The organism is Pseudomonas sp. TWI923 (assembly GCF_039673365.1).
GTDB lineage: Bacteria > Pseudomonadota > Gammaproteobacteria > Pseudomonadales > Pseudomonadaceae > Aquipseudomonas > Aquipseudomonas sichuanensis.
In genome coordinates this window covers 1-22,903 of sequence record NZ_JBDJLM010000080.1, presented here as the reverse complement: position 1 = coordinate 22,903, position 22,903 = coordinate 1, and the positions used below count along the sequence as shown (strand labels likewise).

The 22,903-nt window shown below is 66.1% G+C and carries 19 protein-coding genes; 9 read left to right on the top strand and 10 right to left on the bottom strand.

Annotation, left to right across the window (positions count from 1 at the left end):
- Window positions 1-128 precede the first annotated feature (128 nt).
- The 4 genes from ABE459_RS22185 to ABE459_RS22170 are packed head-to-tail and all read right to left on the bottom strand — an operon-like array spanning window position 129 to window position 3,813.
- Window positions 129-992 carry an ABC transporter permease gene (locus ABE459_RS22185; RefSeq protein WP_323830839.1) on the bottom strand — a complete coding sequence of 288 codons (864 nt, stop codon included), beginning with the start codon at window positions 990-992 and terminating at the stop codon, window positions 129-131.
- Between the two features lie 13 nt (window positions 993-1,005).
- Window positions 1,006-1,869, bottom strand: coding sequence for an ABC transporter ATP-binding protein (locus tag ABE459_RS22180; RefSeq protein WP_323830838.1), 864 nt, complete (start codon window positions 1,867-1,869; stop codon window positions 1,006-1,008).
- A gap of 6 nt (window positions 1,870-1,875) precedes the next feature.
- Window positions 1,876-2,895 (bottom strand): ABC transporter substrate-binding protein, encoded by a 1,020-nt coding sequence (locus tag ABE459_RS22175; RefSeq protein ID WP_323830837.1) that lies wholly within the window; start codon window positions 2,893-2,895, stop codon window positions 1,876-1,878.
- Between the two features lie 18 nt (window positions 2,896-2,913).
- The gene (locus ABE459_RS22170) at window positions 2,914-3,813 is read right to left on the bottom strand and encodes a TauD/TfdA family dioxygenase (RefSeq protein WP_323830836.1); all 900 of its coding nucleotides are present in this window, start codon (window positions 3,811-3,813) and stop codon (window positions 2,914-2,916) included.
- Window positions 3,814-4,081: 268 nt separating this feature from the next.
- On the opposite strand from ABE459_RS22170, the gene ABE459_RS22165 reads away from it, so the two are divergent.
- Window positions 4,082-4,423, top strand: coding sequence for a tryptophan synthase subunit beta (locus ABE459_RS22165; protein ID WP_110992037.1), 342 nt, complete (start codon window positions 4,082-4,084; stop codon window positions 4,421-4,423).
- A gap of 30 nt (window positions 4,424-4,453) precedes the next feature.
- On the opposite strand, the gene lapD is transcribed toward ABE459_RS22165, so the two are convergent.
- Together lapD and lapG are read right to left on the bottom strand one after the other, a co-directional pair.
- Window positions 4,454-6,400, bottom strand: a complete 1,947-nt coding sequence (gene lapD / locus ABE459_RS22160; protein WP_322359648.1) for a cyclic di-GMP receptor LapD — start codon at window positions 6,398-6,400, stop codon at window positions 4,454-4,456.
- Between the two features lie 10 nt (window positions 6,401-6,410).
- Complete coding sequence (lapG, locus tag ABE459_RS22155) at window positions 6,411-7,103, bottom strand: cysteine protease LapG (RefSeq protein ID WP_125466029.1); 693 nt, start codon at window positions 7,101-7,103, stop codon at window positions 6,411-6,413.
- Window positions 7,104-7,379: 276 nt separating this feature from the next.
- Here lapG and ABE459_RS22150 point away from each other — a divergent pair, with 276 nt between their 5' ends.
- Window positions 7,380-8,072, top strand: coding sequence for a GntR family transcriptional regulator (locus tag ABE459_RS22150; protein WP_323830834.1), 693 nt, complete (start codon window positions 7,380-7,382; stop codon window positions 8,070-8,072).
- Window positions 8,073-8,105: 33 nt separating this feature from the next.
- Complete coding sequence (locus ABE459_RS22145) at window positions 8,106-8,678, top strand: hypothetical protein (protein ID WP_125466031.1); 573 nt, start codon at window positions 8,106-8,108, stop codon at window positions 8,676-8,678.
- Window positions 8,679-9,008: 330 nt separating this feature from the next.
- Here the strand turns inward: ABE459_RS22145 and ABE459_RS22140 are convergent, their stop codons facing one another.
- Window positions 9,009-9,368 (bottom strand): hypothetical protein, encoded by a 360-nt coding sequence (locus ABE459_RS22140; RefSeq protein ID WP_323830843.1) that lies wholly within the window; start codon window positions 9,366-9,368, stop codon window positions 9,009-9,011.
- On the opposite strand from ABE459_RS22140, the gene ABE459_RS22135 reads away from it, so the two are divergent.
- From ABE459_RS22135 to ABE459_RS22120, 4 genes are read left to right on the top strand one after another with little or no spacing between them, the layout of a single operon-like run.
- A complete protein-coding gene (locus ABE459_RS22135) occupies window positions 9,268-10,044 on the top strand; it encodes a DUF3050 domain-containing protein (RefSeq protein WP_258705358.1) in 777 nt (258 codons plus the stop codon). The genes ABE459_RS22140 and ABE459_RS22135 overlap by 101 nt on opposite strands.
- Entirely contained in the window at window positions 10,041-10,970 is a 930-nt protein-coding gene (locus ABE459_RS22130; protein WP_258705359.1) for a diiron oxygenase, read from the top strand. Before ABE459_RS22135 ends, ABE459_RS22130 begins: the two co-directional genes overlap by 4 nt.
- 10 nt (window positions 10,971-10,980) lie before the next feature.
- Window positions 10,981-14,412: an amino acid adenylation domain-containing protein gene (locus tag ABE459_RS22125; RefSeq protein WP_323830833.1), complete on the top strand. Its 3,432-nt coding sequence runs from the start codon at window positions 10,981-10,983 to the stop codon at window positions 14,410-14,412.
- A 28-nt stretch (window positions 14,413-14,440) separates the two neighbouring features.
- Complete coding sequence (locus ABE459_RS22120) at window positions 14,441-14,908, top strand: SRPBCC family protein (protein WP_125861081.1); 468 nt, start codon at window positions 14,441-14,443, stop codon at window positions 14,906-14,908.
- A 72-nt stretch (window positions 14,909-14,980) separates the two neighbouring features.
- Here the strand turns inward: ABE459_RS22120 and ABE459_RS22115 are convergent, their stop codons facing one another.
- Together ABE459_RS22115 and ABE459_RS22110 are read right to left on the bottom strand one after the other, a co-directional pair.
- Window positions 14,981-16,267 (bottom strand): FAD-binding oxidoreductase, encoded by a 1,287-nt coding sequence (locus ABE459_RS22115; protein ID WP_125466037.1) that lies wholly within the window; start codon window positions 16,265-16,267, stop codon window positions 14,981-14,983.
- A gap of 187 nt (window positions 16,268-16,454) precedes the next feature.
- Window positions 16,455-17,945 (bottom strand): aldehyde dehydrogenase family protein, encoded by a 1,491-nt coding sequence (locus ABE459_RS22110; RefSeq protein ID WP_110992028.1) that lies wholly within the window; start codon window positions 17,943-17,945, stop codon window positions 16,455-16,457.
- A 134-nt stretch (window positions 17,946-18,079) separates the two neighbouring features.
- Here ABE459_RS22110 and ABE459_RS22105 point away from each other — a divergent pair, with 134 nt between their 5' ends.
- Window positions 18,080-18,970 (top strand): LysR family transcriptional regulator, encoded by an 891-nt coding sequence (locus ABE459_RS22105; protein ID WP_323830832.1) that lies wholly within the window; start codon window positions 18,080-18,082, stop codon window positions 18,968-18,970.
- Window positions 18,971-19,172: 202 nt separating this feature from the next.
- Window positions 19,173-20,558, top strand: coding sequence for a VOC family protein (locus ABE459_RS22100; RefSeq protein ID WP_323830831.1), 1,386 nt, complete (start codon window positions 19,173-19,175; stop codon window positions 20,556-20,558).
- 125 nt (window positions 20,559-20,683) lie between these two features.
- Here ABE459_RS22100 and ABE459_RS22095 read toward each other — a convergent pair whose 3' ends face one another.
- A complete protein-coding gene (locus tag ABE459_RS22095) occupies window positions 20,684-22,660 on the bottom strand; it encodes a methyl-accepting chemotaxis protein (protein ID WP_323830830.1) in 1,977 nt (658 codons plus the stop codon).
- Between the last annotated feature and the right edge of the window lie 243 nt (window positions 22,661-22,903).

The window sequence follows — 22,903 nt, the reverse complement described above, 5'->3', positions numbered from 1 at the left end:
GGACCCGGGCATTGGGGGGGGCGCTGTACCCGGTGTTGGGGCCTGCCCCGCCCCTAGCGGGGGGCACGCCCGCCCCCCCTTTAGGCGCCGGCGGGGGCTGGCCTCGCGATAGGGCCGGCCCAGGACGACTACCGCTGCATGCCCCAACGCCGCACGGTCAGCCGCTCCAGGGTATTGAACACCAGCCCTTCCACCAGCAACCCGATCAGGATCACCACCGCCAACCCGGCGAACACCTTGTCGGTATACAGCTCGTTGCGGTTCTGGAAGATGTACCAGCCCAGCCCGCCCTTGCCGCTGCTGGCGCCAAACACCAGCTCGGCGGCGATCAAGGTGCGCCAGGCGAAGGCCCAGCCGATCTTCAGCCCCGACAGGATCGACGGCAGCGCCGCCGGCACCAGGATATGCAGCACCAGGCGCAAGCCGCGCAGGCCGTAATTGCGCCCAGCCATGCGCAGGGTTTCGGACACGCCGAGAAAGCCCGCGTAAGTGTTCAGTGCCAGCGCCCACAGCACCGAATGCACCAGCACGAAGATCAGGCTGTTGTCGCCCAGCCCGAACCACAGCAGCGCCAGCGGCAGCAGGGCTATGGCCGGCAGCGGGTTGAACATCGAGGTCAGGGTGCCCAGCAAGTCGCGCCCCAGTTGGGTCGACACCGCCAGGCTGGTCAGGCCGAAGGCCAGCACGATCCCCAGTACGTAGCCCTTGAGCAGCACCACCAGCGACACGCCGACCTTGGCGAATATCTCGCCGCTGAGCAGCCCCTCCCCCAACGCCGCGGCCGTCTGCACAAAGCTCGGCAGCAGCAGGTCGTTGTCGGTGAAGCGCGCCACCAGCTCCCACACCCCGGCCAGCAACACCAGGATCATCGCCTTGCGCAGCCAGCCTTGCTGCCACAGGCGCTGGGCCAGCGGCAGATCACGTTCCAGCGGCACCCCGGGCAGGGGCTGCAACTGCACTTCGTATTCCTGGCGAACAGCTGTCGTCGTCATGCCAAGGCTCCTGTCAGTAGGCGATGCGTATGTCGTTGAAGCCAAGGTCGCTGGCCTGTGCCAGCGCCTCGTCTTCGTCGAACAGCAAGCGGTGGATGCGCCGGGCACTGGCCTGGAAGTCGCTGCCGCCCAGGCTGCCGAGATCGTACTGGTGGCTGTGCACTTCGGCCCGCACCCGGCCCGGGTGCGGCGACAGCAGCAGGATGCGGTTGCCCACCACCAGCGCTTCTTCGATGGAGTGGGTGACGAACAGCAAGGTGAAGCGCACCTCCTCCCACAGCAGCAGCAACTCTTCCTGCATCTTGCGTCGGGTCAGGGCATCGAGCGCGGCAAAGGGCTCGTCCATCAGCAGGATCTTCGGCTGGGTCGCCAGCGCCCGGGCAATCGCCACTCGGGCCTTCATGCCGCCGGACAGGGTGTGTGGATAAGCATCGGCGAACGCCGCCAGGCCGACCTTTTCCAGATAGTGCAAGGCGCGCTCCTCTGCCTCGGCGCGCTTGAGCTGGCCGGACACCAGCAGCGGGAACATCACGTTCTGCTTCACCGTCTTCCACGGCGGCAACTGGTCGAACTCCTGGAACACCACGATACGGTCCGGCCCAGGGCCGCGTACCGGCTGGCCTTGCAAAAGAATCTGCCCTTCACGGGGCTCGATGAACCCGGCCACGGCCTTGAGCAAGGTGGACTTGCCGCAGCCGGAGGGGCCGAGCAGCACAAAGCGGTCGGCGCGGTCGACTTCGAAACTGACCTGGTGGGTGGCCCGCACCACGCGCTGCGCGGTGCGGTATTCGAGGCTCAGGTTGTCCACCGCCAGCAGCGGTGGGGTGGCGACACGGCTCAGGTTGCTGGCCGTGTGGCCTGGCAATGGGGCGGTCATGGTCGGTCAGCTCCCCTGCAACGGGCGTTCATCCTGGAAGAAGTAGTCCTTCCACGACGCCGGCTTGTTCTTGATCGCACCGACGCGGTAGAGGAAGTCGGCCAGCTTGTAGGTGTTCTTCGGGGTCACGGTGAATTCGTACTGCGGGTTGTCGATCAGCTTGATCAGCGCGTCGCGGTCGATCTTGGCCTTGGTCACGCGGATGTAAGTGTCGGCGGCGGCTGCCTTGTCCTTCTGGGCAAAGTCGGCGGCTTCGGCCAGGGCATCGACGAAGGCCTTGTAGGTCTTGGGGTTGTCCTTGCGGAATTTCTCGGTGGCGAACAGCAGGGTCGGCGAGTTGGGGCCGAGCAGGTCGTAGCTGTTGAGCACCACGTGGACGTTCTTGTTGGCCAGCACCTGGTCCTGGAACGGCGGGTTGGAGAAGTGCCCGTTGAGCTCGGTGCCGCCGGCCAGCAATGCGGCGGTGGCATCCGGGTGCGGCACGGCCAGGGTGTACTTGTCGAGGCGGTTGTACTCCTTGTCGCCCCACTGCTGCGCTGCGGCGTACTGCAGGAAGCGCGACTGCACCGAGACGCCCACCGCCGGTACGGCGATGCGGTCCTTGTCGCCGATGTCGGCGATGGTCTTCACGTTGGGGTTGCTGCTGACCAGGTAGTACGGGAAGTTGCCCAGCGAGGCCACGGCCTTGACGTTCTGCCGGCCCTTGGTGCGGTCCCACACGGTGAGCAGCGGGCCGACGCCGGCGCCGGCGATATCCACCGAGCCGGACAGCAATGCGTCGTTGATCGCCGCGCCGCCCGAGAGCTGGGCCCAATCGACGGCGATGTCGATGCCCTGCTCCTTGCCGTGCTTCTCGATCAGGTGCTGGTCACGCACCACGTTGAGCAGCAGGTAGACGATGCCGAACTGCTCGGCGATGCGGATCTTGCCCTCGGCGTGGGCCACGGTCGGCGCCGCGAGGCTGCCTAAACCCAAGCTGGCGCCCAGGCCGATGCTTGCCGCCAGGCGGCTGATGGATTTGCGCATGATGAATTTCCTCAGTCGTCAGTACGGGGCATCGCCCTGGATGGTGGTGCGGTACAGCTTGCGCCGCAGGTGCGCGGGGCAGCCGGTGGCCAGGTGGATCAGCGAGCGGTTGTCCCAGAACACCAGGTCATGGGGCTGCCACTGATGGCGGTAGATGTTCTGTTCGAGCACGCTCAGGGCATACAGCTGTTGCAGCACGTCGCGGCTTTCGTCATCGGGCAGGCCGACGATGCGGGTGGTGAAGCCTTCGCTGACGAACAGCGCCTGGCGCCCGTTCTCCGGGTGGGTGCGCACCACCGGGTGGATGACTTCCTGCACCTGGGCCAACTGCTCGGCGCTCAAGGTCGGGCGCCAGTTGCCTTCGAACTTGGTCTCGGCATAACGCGCGGTGTAGGAGTGGGCGGCGTCACGGCCCTTGATGACCTTGCGCAGAGCATCGGGCACGGCGTCCCAGGCCTTGTGCATGTCGGCGAACAGGGTGTCGCCGCCCTCGCTGGGCAGCTCCTGGGCATGCAACATCGAACCCAGGCTCGGCAGTTCCTTGTACGACAGGTCCGAATGCCAGAACTTGCCGGCATCGCCCAGGCCGATGTTGACACCGTCCTCGATGATGTTGGACACGATCAGGATTTCGGGGTGGCCGGCCAGCAGGAACTGTTTGAGCACGTGGATCTGCAGTTCGCCGAAGCGGCGGCTGAAGGCGATCTGTTGCTCGGGGGTGATGCGCTGGTCGCGGAACACCAGTACGTGGTGGTCCAGGTGGGCGCGATGGATTCGCTTGAAATCCTCGGCGTTGACCGGTCGGGTCAGGTCGAGGCCGACGATCTCGGCGCCGACGGCACCTGTGAACGGGCGGATTTCGAAGGTTTGCGGCAAGGCGCTGTCGATGGTCGACAAGGCGTTCGAGGCGGCTGACATTGTTCACTCCCACGCAAGTGCGCGACTTCCAAGGCGCGCAACGATCAGAAACGCACGGGGATTGCCCGTGTGGGTTCGAGTCGTGCGGCGCGCCGATTGGTCGGCAGGTACGCAGTGGCAGTGACTATAAAGTCATAAGAAAAATAATTTAAATACCTTTAATGCATATGCATATGAGGCTGTGCAGCGGCTGCGGGCCGACACGCCCGGCGAACTTTGCCTATGCTGCTGGCTACCCAAAGGAATCTTGATGACGAGGGACGACGCCATGTTCTACGTGCAACGCGACGCCGACGGCCAGTTGCTGCGGGTAGAAGCAGCCCCCTATCACGGCTACACGGAAATGCTCTCCGCCGACCAGGCGGAAGTCCAGGCATGGCTCGCCGAGGACGCCGTCGAGAACAGCCTGCAGCAGCTCAAGCAGAGCGACCTGGACATGATCCGGGTACTGGAGGATCTGATCGAGGTGCTGACCGCCAAGGGCGTGTTCAGCATCACCGACCTGCCCCCAGGCGCCCAGGCCAAGCTGTTGAGCCGCTCCAGCGCGCGCAAGGCCCTGGGTGGCCTGAACAACCTGATCGAAGAGGATGAGCATGGCGGGCTGATCTGAGGGTTGCCAGCGCCCTGCCCGGCGCTGGGCTCAACGCCAGGGCGCCGGCCGCCCCACCCGCTGCCCCTGAATGCCCTGCACGCCCATCTCGCACAGCACCTTCAACTCCCCCTGGGTTTCCACCCGTTCGGCGATCAGTGGCAGGTCGATGCTGTGCGCCGCCCGCTGGATGGCCTCGATGAACAGGCGCTTGTGCTGCTCGTGGTCGATGTTGCGGATGTAACCACCGTCGACCTTGAGATACGCCAGGCCCAGGTGGGCCAGGTTGCCGATCATGCTGAAGCGCCCGCCAAAACGTTGCAGGGCCAGGCTGAAACCCAGGCCGTGCAGGCGCCGGGTGAACTGCTCCAGTACGGCCTGTTCGGGCAACTGCTCTTCGCCAATTTCGAAGGTCAGCCGCGGCCCCAGCGCGCGGTGCTGGGCTAACAACGCGTAGACGCGCTGCAAGGCCTGGGCATCGGCCAGGGTCGCGGCTGACAGGTTCAGCGCCAGCGCCGCGTGGTGCCGTGGCAGATGCTTCAGTACCCGCTCCAGCATCAAAGCATCGAGCCGCGCCATCCAACCGAAGCGCTCCAGCCAGGGCAGGAAGCACCCGGCGGCCAACGGCTCGCCCTGGCCGTCCTGCAGCCGTGAGGTCACTTTGAAATGCAGGATGCGTTGCGGTGCCTGGCAGTCCACCACCGGCTGGAAGAACAGCTCGAACTGCCCTTTGCTCAGGGCCTGGTCGAGGCGGCTGTGCCAGGCTTGCTGGCTGCCGACGGCCTGGGCTGCCGGCCCCTGTTCCAGGCATATCCAGCTCGGCGTGGCTTGGCTCTCGGCCCGGGCAAGGGCCTCATCGGCCTGGGTGAGCAGGGCCTGTGGCTCATCACCCGGGGCATAGCTGACCAGGCCGATACAGGCCACCGGGGCAACATCGCTGGCACCGGTCTCGTGCAGGCTTTGCAGGCTGGCTTCCAGGGCCTGGGCCAGCTCGATCGCCTCGTCATGCACCAGGCCCGGCGCCAGCACGGCGAACTCGCCCCCGCGGCTGCGGGCGATCAGGTCATGGGTTTGCGGGTAGCGGGCGCAGGCCCGACGCAGCTGCTCGCCCACCGCCTGCAGCAACTGGTCGCTGCGCTGGCCACCCAGGCGCGCGTTGAGGCCGGTGAGATCCTGCACGCGCAACAGCAGCAGGTAACCGGCGCGGGCCTCCTCCAGGTTGCTGACCTGGGCACTGAGCTGCATCTCGAAGTATTGGCGGTTGGCCAGGCCCGTGAGGCTGTCCTGGTAGGCCTCATTGCGCAACTGCTCGCTGCGCTCGGCCTGCTCGCGGAACAAAGCTTCGAGCTTTTCCACCATCTGGTTCATCGCCTGCACCACCCGGCGCAGCTCAGGCGTGCGCGGCAGTTCTGGCAGGCTGAGGAATTCGCGCCGGGCAATGGCGTGGGACTGCGCCACCATGTAATCCAGCGGCCGCAGTTGGCGGCGCAGCAGCAGCGCGCCAAGCACCGCACTCAGCACGCCGCACAGCAACAGCCAGCCCAGGCTGCCCAGGGCGCTCTGCCAGAGCTTGGCCAGGGCGAACATCGGATGGCTGATCACCTCGACCCGCGCCGCCTGCTGCCAGCCACGGCTGACGATCGCATCGCCACCGGCCGGTTCCAGGTTGGCCAGCCGGATGAACCAGGCCGGTACACCTGCGCTGTCGGGTACGGCGTGGCGCTCGACCAGCACAGCGTTGGTGCCCTGCTCGATGACCTTGATGCTGGCGTAATAACCGCTGTCGAAAATCGAGCTGACCATCAGCTCGACCATGGCCGGGTCGTCGATGTTCGGCGTCAGCGCCAGCGCCAAGGCGGTCGCGGCATCCTGGGCATGGGCACGCAACTGGTTGATGTACTGGCTGCGCGAACTCTCCAGGCTGACCATGAAACTGCCGCTGAAGGCGACCACCAGGAGCAGGCAAATGGCAAGCAGCAATTGTTTGAACAGTGACATCTGTGCTCCTTCAGTAGACCGGCTCGGCCGGGAAGCCCTCGGCCTGCATTTTCTTCAGCAACCCCTGCCAGCGCGACAGGCGCTTGGTATCGCCGACCTTCTTGTTGCCGCCCGCCCCCGTCAGCCACAAGCCCTCGCCGTTGAAAGCGTACACCGGCAACAGGTCAGTACGCTGGCTGGCCGGCTTGATCGCGTCCATCAGGCTGTCGAGCACCAGTGGCTGGGCCTGTGGGCTTGAATAATAGGTCAGGACCATGTGTGCCCGGTTCTGCCGCAGGGCCTTGACGTAAGTGATGCGCAGTTTGTCGGCGGGAATGCCCAGGCGCCGCAGGCTGAAGTACTTGGCGATGGCGTAGTCCTCGCAATCGCCGGCCCCCTTGATCAGCGACTGGACCGGCGTGGCCCAATAGTCGATTTCGCGCCACAGGTCGATGTCCTCGACATAGCGCAGCTGCGTGTTGAAGAACAGGTTGACCGCTTGTAGCTGGCTCAACTCGCTGCCCTGCTGGTGGCTCGCCAGCAGGCGCTGCCAGGCGTCGATGCGCCCCTTGCCGGCGCCAAGGGGCCCGTAGAGGGCCTGGGCACGGCTGCTGATCTGCGCGAAGTCCCAGTCCGCCTGCGTAGCGCCCAGCAACAGGCAGCCCAGCAGTGCGGCAGCACCGATTCGGCGTACAGTCCTTGTAATGGCCCAAGGTATCGCCACTGCGAACACCCGTTCAGAATCAGTTGGAAGCCGCGATGGTGCGGGCAGGTATGGCAAAAGACAATGGCAGGTTGTGGCCCGTTTGCCAGCCGTCGGCAAACAGGCTTCGTACGGGCTGCGGTCTTTTCGCCGACTTCCCAAGGCCTGCGACTTGCTTCACGATAGCCGCGTTTCTTCACCGGCTGCAGGCCTCGCCAAGCAAGCGGTTTGACAAGACCCCCGTTCCCTCACTAGGGTTATTGGATCCAATTTTCATGTTGCCGAGGCAAAACCCGCGTGGCTGAGAAACCCAAACTCCTGAGCACCGTGCTGGGCAGCGAGCAAGTCCCTGCGCACCTGGCCCGCAGTGTGATCGAAGAACGCCTGCGCAGCGCCATCCTCGATGGCCGCCTGCCCCCAGGCACCGCCTTGCGCCAACAGGAACTGGCCTCGTTGTTCGGCGTCAGCCGAATGCCGGTACGCGAAGCCTTGCGCCAGCTCGAAGCGCAGTCGCTGCTGCAGGTGGTGATGCACAAGGGCGCGGTGGTCGCACCGCTGATCGGCGAGGACGCCGTGGACACCTATGCCCTGCGCGTCATCCTCGAGACCGAGGCCCTGCGCCAGTCTATCCCGCTGCTCGACGCCGATGACATTGCCCTGGCCCGCAGTTACATCCAACAGCTGGAAAACGAAACCCGCCACGCCGAGATCGGCCGCCTCAACCGGCTGTTCCACATGACGCTCTACAGCAAGGCGGGGAACCAGAAGCTGCTGCGCCTGATTGAAATCGAGCTCAATGAAGAAGAACGCTTCCTGCGCTTCCACCTGTCGTCCATGGGGCTCGGCAAGCTCACCCAGGACGACCACATCGCCCTGACCGATGCCGCCAGCGACAAACTGGTGGACGAAGCCGTCAGGCTGCTGGAAGCGCACCTGAACAATGCCGCCCGGACCATCAGGAAATACCTCGACAGGCAAACTGCCGGCTGATCCAGCGGCAGGTGTCCGGCAAGAGGAACGCCCGTGCACGAGCACACTCCACAGGCAGGGACTCCTGCGCAACTGCCCAGCATTCGCCTGATCTGCCTGGCCAGCGATCGCCAGCAGCTTATCCAGTACCGCACCTGGTCCCGTGCCTTGAGCGACCCCATCGAACTGGTCGCCGTCGACATCAGCGCCACCGTGCCCGCTGATGAACTCGCCGCCCCACAGTCCCTCCCTTCGCTGGCCCGCACCCTGGCCAGCCGCCTGCAACCCTTCCTGGCTCACCCCCACGCCATTTTTGCCCAGGATGAAGCCGCACACCTGGCGCTGGCCCTGACCTACCTGGCACAGCGCAGCAACCCGGGGCAAACCCGTCGTTTGTTTGTTTCCAGCTGTGACAGCCCTGAAGCCGCCGAGGGTGGCCTAACCGAGCACCTCCAGGTGCCGGTGACCGCGTTCTATCCCCCCGACACGCTGGCCGCCATGCTTGGTTGGCAGCGCCTTGCCCGCCGGGAGCTCGAGCTTGTCGAGCTGCCGGCCCACAGCCAGCCAGGCGACCAACGCCTGCTCAGCATCCTCAATGCGCACCTTGGGCTTCTCTGTTTCGCCTGACCCCACCTGCTTTTCACGCCCGTGATCACGGCACCTGAGCCGCCCGGTCCATCGCAGACCATGGCGGTGCCAGCCTTTTGAGCACACTCTACACACTGCAGCGGCCGCTGATTTTTCAAGCGGACCTGGCCGCCTGCAGCCACTTCCACCCGCAGAAGGAGCCTGCCACCGGGGCCAGGACCGCAGCACGATCAGCCGCCCCTTAACAGTTCAACGTCTTGACCCCCGTTAATCAGTGCTCCGAGTGAAGCATTCACTCCTTGTTTGTTTTTCTGATACTTAATTATCGGAAGGAGCACTTATTGCCCAATTAAAACTTTCCAATAAGTTTTAACGCGCCCGCTCAACTTGCAAAAACTTAAACTTTAAAATAATTAAAAAAACAATTGCAGCAAACTTTGTCATTGTTTTAAGTTCTGTCTCGCCCCGTGCAGCAGCGCGGCCGGCACCGTGAACAGCAGCCCGCAACATTCCATGCGGCTTAGGCTTATTGATCTGCAGCGAAACTTTATTCGGGGCATTCATTCGTCCTGAATACGGTAAGCGCCGACAACTTGCCACACTTAAACCAACAACCAATGGAGCCTCCATGAGCACATTGAAGCGCACACTCGACCATAAAAAACATGCACTTTCCCAGCACCCGCTGTTTTCTGAAATCGACTCGCTGGCAACCTTGCGACGGTTCATGGAAACCCATGTATTCGCGGTATGGGACTTCATGTCGCTGACCAAGCGCCTACAGCAGGAACTGACCTGCGTCAGCCTGCCCTGGCTCCCCCCTGCCGACCCGGCCGCCGCGCGGCTGATCAACGAGATCGTGCTCGGCGAGGAGTCGGACGACCGCCTCGACCACGGCCATTACAGCCATTTCGAGCTGTACCTGGACGCCATGCGCGAAGTCGGCGCCAACACCCAGGCCATCGAGCGCTTCATCAGCCTGCAGCAACAAGGCGTCGATGCGCTCAGCGCCCTGGTGCGTTGCGAAGCCAGCGACGCCGCGCAGCGCTTCGTGCGCGATACCCTCGAAGTGGCCCTGCATGCGCCTGCCCACCGCGTGGCCGCGGCCTTCCTGCATGGCCGGGAAAGCGTCATCCCAACCATGTTCCAGCAGATCCTCGACGAGTGGGGCATCGGCAGCGAACAGGCCCCGACCTTCCGTTACTACCTGCAGCGCCATATCGAAGTCGACTCCGAGGACCACGGCCCCGCCGCGGAGCAGCTGCTGGCCCGCCTGGTCGAGCATGACCCGGTGCGCCAGGAGGAGGTGCATGCTGCCGCCATCGCCGCCGTGGACAGCCGCATGGCCCTGTGGGATCGCCTGCGTGCCGCGCTGCATGCGCCGGTCGCCGAGGTCAGCCCATGAACGCCGTGGACTACCGCTCCTTCGCCGACGCCTGGGAGGCACGCGCAACCATCCGCACCCGCCCCCGGCGCCGGGTGGAGGACGACCAGCGCCTGATCTACCCCCTGAGCCGCCAACCGCTGGTGCTGGGTGCCACCTTCCAGCGCGAATGCCCGCAGCTGCGCGACTTCGTGCTGGTGCAGAGCCTCTACAAGTTCATCAACGACGTGGTGATCTTCGAGACCGAGATCGTCGACCGGACCGCCCGACGCATCGCCAAGGATCGCTTTGCCGTGCGCTTCCCGTTCGCCTGCCGCTACGACGCGATGACCGTGGTGGTCGACGAGGACTACCACGCCCTGGTGGCCATGGACTTCCTGCAGCAGACCATCGCCCTGACCGGCATCGCGCCGATCGCCCTGCCCCAGGAGATCGAACTCAGCCGGGCGATCCCGGCTGCGCTGGAGCAGGTGCCCGAAGCGCTGCGCGACGCGTTGGAGCTGGTGTGCGTGGGCATCGCCGAGAACACCCTGACCGACGATGTCGCGGCGTTCGCCCGGGATGATTCGGTCAAGCCGTCGGTCAAGGGGCTGATGGCCGACCACCTGCTCGACGAAGGACGCCATTCGAGCTTCTGGGCCCGCCTCACGCGGATCTACTGGCAGGCCGCGCCAGAGGCCGAACGCCAAGCGATCGCCAAGGTACTGCCAGTGTTCCTCGGCCAGTACCTGACCAACGACATCCAGCAGGCCTTCGACTTCGCCCTGATCGCCGCGCTGCCGGTGGACGAGGCGGTGCGCGAGGCCCTGCGCGAGGAGGCTCGGGGCCTGGCCTACCCGATCAACCACCAGCACCCGCTGCTGGGCAACATCCTGCGTTTCCTGCGCAGCAGCTCGATGCTCGAATCGGCCTGCGTGCAGGACGCGCTGCGTGACTACCTGCCCTGAGGAACCGATCATGAGACGCCTCGACATACTCCTGGTGGGCACCAGCCCCGCCATCGGCGCCTTTGCCCGCCTGCTCGACGAACATGGCCATGGCACCACCACCGCGGACAGCGCGCAGGCCCTGCGCCAGCAACTGTCGCCCGCCACCGGGCTGGTGGTGGAGGACGGCAGCCTGGCCCTGGCCAGCAGCGACTGGCAGGCACTGGGCAGCACGCCATTGCTCAGGCTGCGCCTGGGCGCCCGCTTGGGCGAAACCTTGCCGCACCTGGAAACCCTGTGCTGGTGCGGCAGTGCCAGCGCCCAGCGCCTGATCGAGCGGCTGCCGGTGCCAGCGCCGGAATCGGGCAATGGCCAGCAACTGTACCAAGACAGCTTGCAGGCCTTGTGCGATCAACTGGCCCTGCACGTCACCCGCTTTGCCCGCAACCCGCAGCACCTGCAGGAGGCGCCGGCGGTCAGCCCCGGCGCCTGGGAACACGAGCATGGCCTGGGCTGGCTGGAGGCGCTGGCCTACCGGCATCCGTTCAACCGTGCGCTGCGTGCCGACCTGCTGGAGCAGGCCCAGGGCAGCCTGGTCGGGCAGCTGGAGCGGAGCCTGCGCCGGCACGCCGCATCCCCGGCATTGCATGACGCTGGCCAGCGCCATAGCTATCGCCAGCTGCATGCCCGCACAGCCGCCATCCAGCAAGCCCTGCTACCGCTGCTGGCCGGCGCCCACGCGTCCCCGCCGGTGGTGGCGGTCTGCATGGGCAAGTCGCCCGAGCTCTACGCCAGCCTGCTGGCGGTGTTGGGTTGCGCCGCCATCTACCTGCCGCTGGACCCGGCCACGCCAGCGGCGCGGCGCCAACGCATCCTCGACGATGCCGGCGCCTGCGTGCTGCTGCATGACGGCCAGCCGCCTGCCGCAATTACCCACCTGGACGTCCGTGACATAACGCCTTTGGAGGGCCCTGAGCTGCCGAGCCTGGTACTGCGCGAAGCGCACGTCGGGCAACCCTGCGTGGCGATCTACACCTCGGGCACCACCGGCCAGCCGAAGGGCGTGCTGCTCAGCCAGGGCAACCTGATGCATTTCATGGCCTGGTACCGCGAGCACGTGGCGCTGGATCGGCACAGCCGGGTACTGCAGTTTTCCACCATCGGCTTCGACGCCTCCCTGCTGGACATCCTGCCGACCTTCGCCTGCGGTGCCGAACTGGTGCTGCCTGGCGAAGACCAGCGCCGCGACCCGCGGCAACTGCTGGCACTTATCCACAGCCAGGAAATCACCCATGCGTTCCTGCCGCCGGCCCTGTTGAGCATCCTGCCGCGCGACGAACACCTGGGCCTGCAGCACCTGATCACCGGGGGCGATGTCTGCGAACCTGAGGTGATCGCACGGCTGGCCGGGCAATGCCGGCTGCACAACATCTACGGCCCGACGGAAACCACGGTGCTGGCCACCACCCGGGTGATGGCGGCGGATGACAGCAACCGCAACCTCGGGCTGCCGATCGCCAACACCCAGGTGCTGATCCTCGATGAAGCCCTGCGCCCGGTGCTGGAGCAGACCCCCGGCGAGCTGTACATCGCCGGGCCCGGCGTTGGCTTGGGTTACCTGAACAATCCGCTGCTGACGGCCGAGCGCTTTGTCGAGCTGGGCCTGCCCGATGGCCGCTCGCTCAGCGCGTACCGGACCGGCGATATCGGCAAATGGACCGCCCAGGGCATCGAGCTGTGCGGGCGACGCGACAACCAGGTGAAGATCCGCGGCTTTCGCGTGGAGCCCGAGGAGATCGAGCACTGCCTGCGCGACGCCCGCCTGTTCGCCCAGGTGGCGGTGGTAATCGACCCCCAGCGACGGGTGCTGGCCTTCCTCGCCCACCCGCAAAACGCCGAGGCCCTGGCGCGGCTGCGCGAGCACGCCGAAAGCAGCCTGCCCGACTACATGCGCCCGATGTTCTACCAGGTGCTGGAGCAGATGCCCTACACCGCCAATGGCAAGGTCGACCGCCAGGCGCTGCTGCTGCGGCCACTGGCCTTGCCGGCGCAGCAGCACCTGCAACCGCAGACCGCCACCGAGCATCAGTTGCGCGAGGTGTGGAGCGAATTGCTGGAACTGCCCGAGGCCGATATCGCCATCGACGACAGCTTCTTCAACCTGGGGGGCCACTCGATCCTGCTGTCGCGCCTGCTGCTGGAAGTGCGTGAACGCTTCGGCCAGGGGGTGGCGATCAACCGCTTCATCGAGCAACCGACCGTGCAACGCCTGGGCGCGCTGCTCGACGGTGTCGAGGCCGTGCAGCAGGACGCTCTGGCCCGCCCTGAACAGGACGCGCAACGCGAACTGGGCCTGCAGGTGCTGCCGGTGGAACGACTGGGCGATGTGCACAAGGTGATCGTCACCGGCGCCAACAGCTTCGTCGGCGTGCACTTGGTCGAGGCGCTGCTGGACTGGGGCGCCAGCGAAGTGGCCTGCCTGGTGCGCAGCGCCAGCGGCCGCACGGCCAGCGAACGCTTCGCCCAGGCGCTGCGCGACAACCAGCTGGAGCTGGACATGGCCCGCGTGCGGGTGTTCGAAGCCGACCTGCGCCAGCCGCGCCTGGGGCTGGCCCAGGCCGACTACGACTACCTGGACCAACACTACGGCGCGCTGCTGCACAACGCAGCGCAGGTCAACCATGTGCTCGACTACCAGGCGCTGGCCGCCGACAACATCGAGCCGCTGTTCGAGTGCCTGCAGTTGTGCGAGGGCCGGCGCAAGAAAATCTTCAACTTCGTCTCGACCCTGTCCGCCTGCAGCGCCGTGGACAACACCGGCCAGGTGCTGGAGGCCGAGCCTGCGGCGACGCCGCCGCTGTACATCCGCAACGGCTACAACCTGAGCAAATGGGTCGGCGAGCGCATCCTGCAGCGCGCCCGCGCGCAAGGGGTGTGGGTCAACCTGTTCCGCCCCGGCAACATAACCTTCGACAGCCGCACCGGCGTCTGCCAGCCCCACAGCAACCGCCTGATGCTGATGCTCAAGGGCTCGCTGCAGCTGGGCCAGGTGCCGCGCCTGGAGATCGATTTCGACCTGATGCCGGTGGACTTCCTCGCCCGTTTCATCGCCTTCCACAGCAGCCGCCACCAGCCCGGCGAATGCGTGTTCAACCTGCACAACCCCGAGCCGCTGCGCTGGAGCGATTACCTGGCGTCGTTCCGCGAGCAGGGCCATGCCTTCGAGCTGGTCAGCGTCGAGCACTGGCAACAGCGCCTGCGCCGGATCGACCGCGACAACGCGCTGTATGACGTCCTCGGTTTCTACCTGGACGGCTTCGGCGAAGACATCGGCGACATCGGCGGCATTGCCCACGACAACGCCAGCGCCGGCGTGCAGCGCATGGGCAGCCATTACCCGAGCAAGAGCCCGGCGCTGCTGCGCCGGGGCTGCCGCTACCTGGCCGACATCGGCTTCATCTGACCTTTATCCACAACCGGAGCAACACGACATGCAAGCACTCAAGCCCGATACCCTGATCCGCAACCCCGAAGGCTGCCGCGTGGTGTCCAGCGTGGACATCGCCGCGCCCGCCGCCAGCGTCTGGAACATCGTCGGCAACTTCGCCGGCTTCCCGGTGTTCATCCCGGCACTGGCGCACATCGACATGACCGGCAGCGGCGTGCGTTCGGTGCGCAAGAAGCTGTTCAAGGACGGCAACGTGGTGATCGAACAGCTCAACGCCCGTGATGAGCAGGCCATGCACATGACCTGGAGCCTGATCTATACCAGCCTGAACATTGGCAACCTGTGGGCGGCGATGGCCGTGGAGGCGCTCGATGCCGGCCACAGCCGCGCCACCTGGACCATCCAGGCCGAACCCCAGCAAGGCGGTCCCGAGGCGCTGCCAGGCTTCCAGGCGTTCCTGCAGGGCTTTGCCGATGAGGCGATGAGCAATGTGAAAAACCTGCTCAGCTGACCCCGCCCAACGACAAAACGCCGCGTCCCCCGGGGGCGCGGCTTTTTGTCGTTGGGCAACCCTGCCGGCGGCTTACAGCACCACGCGCAGGCATTGCCCGGCGTGATACAGCGAGAACCCCGACTCATAGAACGCCGTGCGCAGCGATGGCGCGCTCACCCCTTTCATCGGCGAGAACGGGATCGGCAGGCTGTCCGGATCGTCCTTGAGCAGGAACTCGGCGAACGCCCGGCCAATCACCGTGCCGGTGGTGTTGCCACGGCCGTTGTAGCCAGTCACCGCCACCAGCCCCGGCGCCGGCTCGAACAGGCGCATCAGGTGGTCGGGGGTGAAGTCGATGCAGCCGGTCCAGTGCATTTCCCACTCGACCTTGCCCAGCTCCGGGTAGTAGTGGCTCTGGATGCGGTCGGCCCAACTGCGCACGAACCACGCAGGCTTGTTGTCGACCCGGCCCAGGCTGCCAAGCAGCAGGCGGCCCTGGTCGTCGCGGCGGATGCTGCTGAGCACGGTGCGGGTGTCCCACGAGCCCTGGCCATGGGGCAGGACCTTGTCGGCGGCCGCGCCCTGCAAGGGCTTGGAGGCCACCTGGTAGTAGTAGCCACGGAAGAACTGCTTCTGCAGGTTGCTCCAGTCGCCTTCGGTGTAGGCGCCGGTGGAGATCACCACTTTGTCGGCGCGCACCGCGCCGCGCGCGGTCTTCACCCGCCAGGCAGCGCCGTCGCGCTCCAGGCCCTCGACAGCGGATTGCTGGAACAGCTTGCCGCCCAGGCGGGCCACGGCGCCCGCCAGGCCCTGGGTGTAGCCCATGGGGTTGATGGTGCCGGCGCGGCGGTCGAGCAGCGCGGCGGAAATCTTGTCGGTACCGCAATATTCCTGGCATTGCGCGCCGGTAAGCAGCTCGACATCGGCGCCACGGCGCGACCATTGCTGGTGGCGGGCTTCGAGGTCGGCGATGCCGGTGGCGTTGTGCGCCATGTGCAGGGTGCCTTTGTGCTGCGCCTGGCAGTCGATGCCTAGACGCTCGATCATGGCGAACACCTCGCCCGGCGCCTCGCCCAGCACCTTGTTCAGGCGGCTGCCTTGCTTGTGGCCGAGGGTGGCCTCGACATCATCGGGGCGGATCCAGGTGCCGGCGTTGACCAGGCCGACGTTGCGCCCGGAACCACCGTGGCCGATCTTCCAGGCCTCCAGCAGGATCACCGACTTGCCCTGCTCCAGCAGATGGATCGCCGCGGACAGCCCGGTGATGCCGCCGCCAATCACGCAGACATCGGCCTTGTGCTCGCCGGCCAGGGCCTGGGCGGCGACGGTCGGCTGGGTGACGTGTTCCCACAGACATTCTTGACGCAGTTCGGACATGGCCCGGCTCCAGCAAAATTTTATTCTTGTTGCGGCCCTATCGCCGGCAAGCCGGCTCCCACAGGAATCGACGCGGTCCCTGTGGGGCCCCCTTCCGCCCCCCTGCGGCCCCCCCAGTTTCTGTCTGTGGCCGGGGGGGGCGGGGTGGGCCCGGCGATCCGGGGGCGACGCCCCCGGCCATACAGCATCAGTCGAACACGATCCCTTGCGCCAGCGGCAGCTCGCGCGAGTAGTTCACGGTGTTGGTCTGGCGACGCATGTAGCCTTTCCAGGCATCGGAGCCGGACTCACGGCCACCGCCGGTCTCTTTCTCGCCACCGAACGCCCCGCCGATCTCGGCGCCGCTGGTGCCGATGTTGACGTTGGCGATGCCGCAATCGCTGCCCGAAGCACTCTGGAAGCGCTCGGCCTCACGAATATCAGTGGTGAAGATGCACGACGACAGACCCTGTGGCACTTCGTTGTTCAGGCGCAGGGCCTCTTCGAAGTCGTCGTAGGCCAGCACGTAGAGGATCGGCGCGAAGGTCTCGTGGCGCACCACGTCGCTCTGGGCCGGCATCTCGGCGATGGCCGGGGTCACGTAGTAGGCGTTCGGGTACTGCTCGGCCAGCTGACGCTCGCCACCGAATACCTGGCCGCCTTCGTCGCGGGCCTTGGCCAGCGCGCCTTGCATGGCGTCGAACGACAGCTTGTCGATCAGCGGGCCGACCAGGTTGTCCTTGCGTGGGTCGCCGATGCGCACCTTGGCGTAGGCGGCCTTGACCCGGGCAACCACTTCATCCTTGATCGAACGGTGCACGATCAGGCGGCGCAGGGTGGTGCAGCGCTGGCCGGCGGTGCCGACGGCGGAGAACAGGATGCCGCGCACGGCCAGGTCCAGGTCTGCGCTCGGGGCGAGGATCATGGCGTTGTTGCCACCCAGTTCGAGGATGCTGCGGCCGAAGCGCGCCGCCACCCGTGGGCCCACTTCACGGCCCATGCGGGTGCTGCCGGTGGCGCTGACCAGCGGCACGCGCGGGTCGTCGACCAGGGCTTCACCGGCTTCGCGGCCGCCGATCACCAGCTGGCTCAGGCCGGCTGGCGCATCGCCGAAGGCTTTCAGGGCTTTTTCGAACAGTGCCTGGCAGGCCAGGGCGGTGAGCGGGGTCTTCTCGGACGGCTTCCACACCACCGAGTTACCGGCCACCAGGGCCAGCGCGGTGTTCCACGCCCACACGGCGACCGGGAAGTTGAAGGCGCTGATCACGCCGACCACGCCCAGCGGGTGCCAGGATTCACGCATGTGGTGGCCCGGGCGCTCGGAGGCGATGGTCAGGCCGTACAGCTGGCGCGACAGGCCGACGGCGAAGTCGCAGATGTCGATCATTTCCTGCACTTCGCCCAGGCCTTCCTGGGTGATCTTGCCGGCTTCGATCGAGACCAGCTCGCCGAGGTCGGCCTTGTGTTCGCGCAGCACTTCACCGAACAGGCGCACCAGCTCGCCACGGCGCGGGGCCGGCACGCTGCGCCAGGCTTCGAAGGCCTGCTGGGCCTGGTCGATGCGGGCGATGGTGTCGGCCTTGCCGAGCAGTTTCACCGAGGCGATCTGGCTGCCGTCGATCGGGGTGTGAACAGGGTAGTCGCCCTGGGTGTAAGCCGTGGCGGCAACGCCAAGGCGCTCGAGCAATCCAGCAACCATTGTGCTTCTCCTACATCGGGTGAAGGGTTGGAAAATGACGTGGGTCAGTATTAATCCGATTACACAAGTGCAACAAACGACCTTTATTCCGCATATCATTCCGGCAGGTAATGATTCGAGACGCAGAGACCGCTATGTCCAAACGCCTGGTACCGTCCATGACCGCCCTGCAGTGCTTCGAGGCTGCGGCGCGCCACCTGAGCTTCACCCGTGCCGCCGAAGAGCTGCACCTGACCCAGAGCGCGGTCAGCAAGCAGGTCGCGCAACTGGAGGAGATGCTGCGCCACCACCTGTTCCTGCGCATCCGCCGGCGCCTGCAGCTGACCCCCGCAGGCTCGTTGTACCTGGCCGAGGTCAACAAGATCCTCACCCAGGTCGACATGTCCAGCCGCTACGTGCAGACCTACGGCACGCAGACCGAAGTACTCAAGGTAGCCACTCAACCGAGTTTTGGCGTGCGCTGGCTGATCCCGCACCTGAAAGGCTTCGGCAAGCGCCACCCCAACATCCACCTGGACATCCGCAACGAGATGGAGCCGTTCGCCCTGCTGCAAGGGTCGGCGGACGTGGTGTTCTTCTACGGCCAGGGCACCTGGCCGGGGGCGACCTGCGTGGAGCTGTTCGGCGAGGAGGTGGTGCCGGTGTGCGCGCCTGAATTGCTGCAGGGGCGCACGCTGGCAGACGCCGGTGCGCTGGCAGAGCTGGTGCTGCTGCAAAGCGCCTCACGCCCGGAGGCGTGGCATGAGTGGTTCCTGGAGCAGGGGCTGCACACCGACAACAGCTACCACGGGCCGCGTTTCGATACGTTCTATATGGCGTTGAGCGCAGCACAGTCGGGCTGTGGGGTGGCGCTGGTGCCGCGCTATCTGGTGGCCAGGGAGCTGGCCGAGGGCAGCCTGGTGATGGCCTGGGACCATGCGATGAAGAGCAGTGGCGCGCATTACCTGGCGTATGCCGAGCATGCGGCGGAGGTGCCGAAGGTGCGGGCGTTGGTCGAATGGGTTCGCGAGCAACTTATGGCTTGAAGTCCTCTTCGCGGGTAAACCCGCTCCCACAGGGGTCACGCAAGGCTCAAGGCCAGTGGAATATCTGTGGGAGCGGGTTTACCCGCGAAAGGGCCCTCAAGGTCGATCAAAAATGGAATGAAACACCCACTTTTTTTCGCTTGTATGGCAACTCCATTCCCAGCTTTCATGTAAGCGTCCGAACCCAACCAGGAAGCTTGCGATGCCCGCCCACGATTTCGTCAGCCCCGACAGCATCCGCGCGCAGTTCTCTGCCGCCATGTCGCTCATGTACAAACAGGAAGTGCCCCTGTACGGCACGCTGCTTGAGCTGGTGAGCGAGATCAACCAGCAAGTCATGGCCGAGCAGCCCAAGGTGGCCGAGGCCCTGCGCTGGACCGGCGAGATCGAGCGCCTCGACCAGGAGCGCCACGGCGCCATCCGCGTCGGCACCGCCGAAGAACTCGCCACCATCGCCCGGCTGTTCGCGGTGATGGGCATGCACCCGGTCGGCTACTACGACCTCAGTTCGGCCGGTGTGCCGGTGCATTCCACCGCCTTTCGCGCGGTGCACGAACAGTCGCTGCACGTCAGCCCGTTCCGCGTATTCACCTCGCTGCTGCGCCTGGAGCTGATCGACAACCCGCAATTGCGCGAACTGGCCCAGGGCATCCTCAAGCAACGGCAGATCTTCACCCCGCGAACGCTGGAGCTGATTGCCCAGTGCGAACGCGACGGAGGCCTGAACGCGAGCGACGCCGAGCACTTCGTCAACGAAGCCCTGCACACCTTCCGCTGGCACCAGGACGCCACGGTCACCGCCGAGCAGTACCAGCAGTTGCACGATCAGCACCGTCTGATCGCCGACGTGGTGGCGTTCAAGGGCCCGCACATCAACCACCTGACCCCACGCACCCTGGACATCGACGCGATCCAGGTCGGCATGCCGGCCAAAGGCATCCCGCCCAAAGCCGTGGTCGAAGGCCCGCCCACCCGTCGCCACCCGATCCTGCTGCGCCAGACCAGCTTCAAGGCATTGCAGGAAAAGGTCGCCTTCAGCGATGCCCAGGGCAGCCACACGGCGCGCTTCGGCGAGATCGAACAGCGCGGCGCGGCGCTGACGCCCAAGGGCCGCCAGCTGTACGACCGCCTGCTCGACGCCACCCGCGCCGCCCTGGGCGGCGTGCCGGCCGAGGCCAATGCCGAACGCTACAAGGCGCTGCTGGAGGCGCAGTTCGCCGAGTTCCCCGATGACCTGGCGCAGATGCGCGAACAGGGGCTGGCGTACTTCCGCTACTTCGCTACCGAACAGGGCTTGGCCGCGCGCGGCCAGGCGGATCGCCCGACCACCCTGCAAGGGCTGATCGACGCTGGCCACGTGCATTACGAGGCGCTGGTGTACGAGGATTTCCTGCCGGTGAGTGCGGCAGGGATCTTCCAGTCCAACCTGGGCGACGAGGGCCAGGCCGAGTACGGCAGCAATGCCAACCGCGAGGCATTCGAGGCGGCGCTGGGGCTGGCCGTGCAGGATGAGCTGGGGTTGTATGCGCAGAGCGAACGACGGTCGTTGCAGGCGTGTGCGCAGGCGTTGGATCTGGGAGCGATGTAGGGTTCGAGATCCCGGGGCCGCCTTGCGGCCCTTCGCGGGTAAACCCGCTCCCACAGGTTGCCGTGCTTGCAGAGTCCCTGTGGGAGCGGGTTTACCCGCGAAGGGGCCGGTACAGACAACCGCTGTTACCTGACTCGGAACCGATCCACTTCCTGGCGCAACTGCCCCGCCAGCCCCTCCAGTTCACGCGCCGTCATGGCCAGTTCATTGGCCACATCACGCTGCTCACTGTTGGCCTGGGCAATGCTCTGCAGATTCCGGCTAAGCACCGTCGCGGTGCTGCTCTGCTCCTGGGTCGCCGTGCTGATCACCGCGAACTGCTCACCCGCCGTGCGGCTCTGCTCGTCGATGCGCGCCAGGGCCTCGGCCACCTTGTCGTTGCGCGCCAGACCTTCCTGCATCAGCTGGTTGCCCTGCTCCAGGGTGCTGATGGCATGGCCGGTCTGCTGCTGGATGCTGGCGATCATCCCGGAGATCTCATCGGTGGCCTGGCGGGTGCGCGCGGCCAGGCCACGTACCTCGTCGGCCACCACGGCAAAGCCACGGCCCTGCTCGCCGGCACGGGCCGCCTCGATGGCGGCGTTGAGCGCCAGCAGGTTGGTCTGTTCGGCAATCGCGGTAATCACCCCGACGATACCGCCGATCTCCTGCGAACGGGCACCCAGGGTGTCCATCACCGTCGCGGTACCGCCCAACGCCTGGGCAATCTGCTTGAGCGAGGCCGAGGCTTCATCCATGGCATTGCGGCCGATGCGGGTCTGCTGGGCGTTGTCGCGGGCCATGCGTTCGGTGCCGGCCATGTTGTCGGCGATGTTCATCGAGGTGGCGCTGAACTCTTCCACCGCGCCGGCCATGCTGGTGATCTCGCCGGACTGCTGCTCCATGCCCTCGCAGGCACCGGATGACAGGCCCGACAGCGAACGGGCGCGGCCGCTGACTTGCTCCGAGGCCTCGCGGATATGCTCGACCATGGTCGCCAGGGCATCGGCCATCTGGTTGAACCCGCGCGCCAGCTGGCCGATCTCGTCATGGCTGGTGACGCTCAGGCGGGCATCGAGGTTGCCGGCCCCCAGCGCCTCGGCCTGGCGCACCAGGTCGCCCAGCGGGCGCAGCTTGCGGCGCAGCAGCCAGAGTGTGGCGACCACGGCCAGCAGCATGGCCAGCAGGCTGCCGATGGCCAGGCGCAGGCCGACACTCCAGGTCACCTCACGGATTTCTGCCTGCGGCATGCTCGCCACCACGGTCCATGGGCCCTCGGCGAACGGCATGGCGACACTGAACTGCGGCACGCCAGCGCTCTCCCAGAAGCGCCCCTCGCCGGCCTTGAGGCCTTTGATGGCTTGGGCCGCGGCCTCGCCGTCACGCACCTCGGCCGGCGGCACCAGCCACTTGCCCTGCTCGTCGAGCAGCGCCAGCGAGCCGGTCTGGCCGATACGGAAGCGCTTGAGGTTGGCGAACTGGGCGTTTTGCGCGTCTGTGTAGTCGAAGCCGACGAACAGCACCGCGATCACCCGGCCGCTGCCGTCACTGACCGGCACGTAGCGGGTCATGTAGTTGCGCTCGAACAGCACGGCGCGGCCGACGTAGGTCTGCCCGGCCATCAGCTTGGCGTAGGCCGGGTGCTGGCGATCGAGCTGGGTGCCGATGGCGCGGCTACCGTCCTGTTTGGTCAGCGAGGTGCTGATGCGCACGAAGTCGTCGCCGCTGCGCACGAACAGGGTGGCGACCCCGGCGGTCATCTGCTGGAACTCGTCGACCTGGCGGAAATCGTTGTTCAGCAGGTGTTCGCCCAGGTACAGCGCCGGGGTGGCGACCCCGGCCACGCTGACCGTCTCGCCCGCATGCAGGGCCAGGCCGGTGGCGAAGCGGCGCTCGAACAGCCCGCTGAGGCGCTGGGTGTTGTCCCTGAGCGAACCGTGGAAGGTGTCCAGCTGGTCGGCCAGCAGCCGCGCTTCGCTGCCCAGGTGGGCCTGGCGGGTGGTGAGGTTGGCGTCGTCCAGCGAGCGCAGGGCGAACAGGGTACTGCCGGTGATCACCAGCGCCAGCACGATGGCGAGGGCGATACCGAGCTGCGAGGCGATACGGGCACGCGGTTGAGACATGGGAGAGCTCCTGGCAAGAGGCCGGGATCATCCTGATCACGCTGACCACCCGCTTCCTATCGACGGGGAATCGCGCCCTCTTCCGGGACGCTGGTGCCAATGGATCGGCGTCGCGGGGGAATACTTGAGTGTCGGGCCGGGGTATTCGCAAACCTTTGCGTTCGGTGTCGGCCCCTTGGCGGGGGGATAAAAAACCACCAACCGATGCACCAAAACAATGGGGTAGGGGGTTTAAGAAACAAA